This window comes from Mesorhizobium sp. M4A.F.Ca.ET.050.02.1.1 (assembly GCF_003997725.1).
Classification (GTDB): Bacteria; Pseudomonadota; Alphaproteobacteria; order Rhizobiales; family Rhizobiaceae; genus Mesorhizobium.
Map to the genome: position 1 here is coordinate 1 of NZ_RZSG01000649.1, position 3,452 is coordinate 3,452.

3 protein-coding genes are annotated in these 3,452 nt (G+C 61.7%); 2 read left to right on the forward strand and 1 reads right to left on the reverse strand.

The annotated features are described in order from the left end of the window. Positions 1 to 1,903, reverse strand: a 1,903-nt coding sequence (locus EOA33_RS28680; protein ID WP_127407176.1) for a PrkA family serine protein kinase, incomplete at its 3' end; no start/stop codon positions are given. A 365-nt stretch (positions 1,904 to 2,268) separates the two neighbouring features. On the opposite strand from EOA33_RS28680, the gene EOA33_RS28685 reads away from it, so the two are divergent. Next, the gene (locus EOA33_RS28685) at positions 2,269 to 3,081 is read left to right on the forward strand and encodes an alpha/beta hydrolase (protein WP_127407177.1); all 813 of its coding nucleotides are present in this window, start codon (positions 2,269 to 2,271) and stop codon (positions 3,079 to 3,081) included. Between the two features lie 156 nt (positions 3,082 to 3,237). Further along, the coding region (locus EOA33_RS28690; RefSeq protein ID WP_245482464.1) for a thiamine pyrophosphate-binding protein at positions 3,238 to 3,452 on the forward strand (215 nt) is incomplete at its 3' end.

Sequence of the window (3,452 nt, forward strand, 5' to 3'; positions counted from 1 at the left end):
CCTGACGCTGGGTGTAGCCACGCTCGACCATGCGCTGCACGAATTCATTGTGCCGCTTCTCGGTGACGCTGTCCTGCTTGGAGCCGAAGCTGATCACCGGCAGAAGGTCTTCGACCTGGCCGAACATGCGCTTTTCGATGACCTCGCGCAGCTTTTCATAGCTTGTCCACGACGGGTTGCGACCGTGATTGCGCGCCCGGGCTCGCAAGGTGAATTTCACCACTTCGTTGCGGAAGTCCTTGGGATTGGCGATGCCGGCCGGCTTTTCGATCTGTGACAATTCGTTGTCCAGCACCTCGCGGTTTAGGATCTGGCCGGTGTCGGGATCCTTGTAGTCCTGGTCCTCGATCCAGGCATCGGCATAGGCGATGTAGCGGTCGAACAGGTTCTGGCCGTATTCGCTGTAGGACTCCAGATAGGCCTTCTGGATCTCGTGGCCGATGAATTCGGCATAGCGCGTGGCGAGTTCAGACTTGGTGAACTCGAGATAGGCGGCTTCCGTCTGCTTCGGAAATTGCTCCCGCTTGATCGCCTCCTCCAGGATGTACATCAGGTGAACAGGATCGGCGGCCACTTCCTTGGTGTCGTAGTTGAAGGTCTGCGACAGGATCTTGAAGGCAAAGCGCGTGCTGACGCCGGTCATGCCCTCGTCGACGCCGGCGGCGTCGCGGTATTCCTGCACCGACTTCGCCTTCGGGTCGATCTCCTTCAGGCTCTCGCCGTCATAGGCGCGCATCTTGGTGTAGCGCGGTGAATTATCGTGCTCGGCCAGGCGCGTCGAGACGGTGAAGCGGCTCAGAATATCGAGAACTTCCGGAGCGCAGGGGCTGGCCGCCAATTCGCTTTCGCGCAGCAGCTTCTCGTAGATCTGCCTCTCTTCGGTAACCCGCAGGCAATAGGGAACCTTGACCACAAGGATGCGATCGAGAAACGCCTCGTTGTTCTTGTTGTTCTTGAACTGCTGCCATTCTGATTCGTTGGAATGCGCCACGACGATGCCCTGGTAGGGGAAGGCGCCGAAATTCTCGGTGCCGTTGTAGCTACCCTCCTGCGTGGCGGTCAGCAGCGGATGCAGGACCTTGATCGGCGCCTTGAACATCTCGACGAATTCGAGCAGGCCCTGCGTCGTGCGATTGAGCCCGCCGCTGTAGGAATAGGCGTCCGGGTCGGACTGGCTGAAATTCTCCAACTGCCGGATGTCGACCTTGCCGACCAGAGCCGAAACATCCTGGTTGTTCTCGTCTCCCGGCTCGGTCTTGGCAATGCAGATCTGGCGCAGCCGCGACGGCATCAGCTTGACGACGCTGAATTTGGAGATGTCTCCGGACAATTCGTCGAGGCGCTTGGCCGCCCATGGCGAAATCAGCCCGTTCAGCCGGCGGCGGGCTATCCCGTATTTGTCCTCCAGCAGGTCGCCCATGTGGTCGGGGTTGAAAAGGCCGAGCGGCGATTCGAAAACGGGGCTGATCTGGTTGCCGGCCTTCAGCGTGTAGATCGGCCGCTGCTCCATGAGCTTCTTCAATCGCTCGGCGAGTGATGACTTGCCGCCGCCGACAGGACCGAGCAGATAGAGAATCTGCTTGCGCTCCTCGAGCCCCTGGGAGGCATAGCGGAAATAGCCGGCGATACGCTCGATCGTATCCTCCATGCCATAGAAATCGGCGAAGGACGGATAAACCTTGACGGTCCGGTTGGAGAAAATGCGGCCGAGCCGCTCGTCCTTGCTGGTGTCGATCAGGTTTGGCTGGCCAATCGCCGCGACCATCCTTTCGGGCGCCGAGGCATACATCGATTTGTCTTCGCGGCAGGCAAGGAGGAATTGCTGGAGGCTGATCTCTTCCTGTGCGGCATTGGTATAGATCTCCGAGAACAGGTCGAAGACGTCGGATTGGTTCTCGCGCATGATTATGTGCCCTCGGAGCCGCTCTGGCTGCCAGTCGGCTCATCACATATTCAACTGCCGGAAAGCGTTGTTGGTTCCCTCCAATTGAAGAAGAACACGTGCAATCTGGCGTTGACCTCCGGCAAGGCACCCGATGTGGCCGAAATGCCTGCCTGTAGAATAACGTGGTGATTGCCAGTCTACCTTCAAGGGTAAATTTCGATTGGTTTTCGCATTCGCATCTCGCAGCCGGGATTCAGGGGCAAGCACGAATGCCCGGACGTCGCCTCGCCGCCGGACTTTCAAGCTCAGGTCATTACCAATCCTTAACTGGACGCCTGTGGCGCGCATGTGCACTCTGCCAATGAAAACGGCCGGAGGTGGTGATGATCGATCGGCGCAGTCTCATCATGGCATCGATGGCGGCACTGATGCCCGCTGGGGCATTCGCCGCGCAGCATCTCAGCCAGCCCACGCGGCAGAGCTTCGACTACGGCCCGGCCAGGCTCGATATCTACACGCGCGACGGCTTCAGGGGCCGGCCTGTCGTCTTCTTCATCCACGGCGGTGCGTGGCGGATCGGCAACCGCAACAACGTCGACGCCAAGCCCGGCTTCCTGCTCGACAACGGCTTCCTGTTCGTCTCGATCGACTATCGCATGCTGCCCGAGGCCAACGTGGCCATCCAGGCCGGCGATGTCGAGAAGGCCTATGCCTATGTGCGGGCCAACATCGCCAAATATGGTGGCGACCCCGACCGCATCGCGGTGATGGGCCATTCGGCCGGCTGCCATCTGGCGGCACTGACCGGCCTGCGCGGCGGATTGCCCGGCGTCGCCGCGCTGGTGCTCGATGATACCAAAGCCTACGACATCGAGGCACTGGCCAAGGCGCAGGGCGGCAGGCTGCGGCCGATCTACGCGCAGGCCTTCCCCGACCCGGCCCGATGGCGCGCGCTGTCGCCAGCGACCTATATCGGGAGCGGCAAGCATCCGCCTGTCTTCGTCGCCTATTCGAAAGCGCCGATCCGCGCGGTCGCCGCCCGCGCCTTCACCGATCGGCTGCGGGTGGCCGGCACAAAGGTCACGCTGTTCGACGGCGGCGCCTATACGCACATGGCGATCAACCGCCGCTTCGGCGAGGAGGGCGATGCGTTGACCGGCGCGGCGATGGCGTTCCTGAAGGCGGCGGTCGCCTGACTTCACCGGCTCGCCCGCCTCACCTATGCGGCTGCGTTCGCAGGCAGGGCCGCGCTCCCTAGCCAAACTGGATCACGTCAAAGTCCGCGGCAGGACATTGCAGCTTGAGCGCTAGTGGTTTCAGATGCGGAGGATCGCCACGGCGGAGGGAACGCGATGAATGGGGCCGACGTTCTTTGTGACGTGCTGCTGGCGAACGGCGTCAACGTCTGCTTCGCCAATCCCGGCACGTCCGAAATGCACTTCGTCGCGGCGCTCGACCGCAAGCCGGAGATGCGTTGCGTGCTCGGCTTGTTCGAAGGCGTGGTGACCGGGGCAGCCGACGGTTACGCCAGGATGACCGACCGGCCGGCCGCGACGCTCCTGCACAC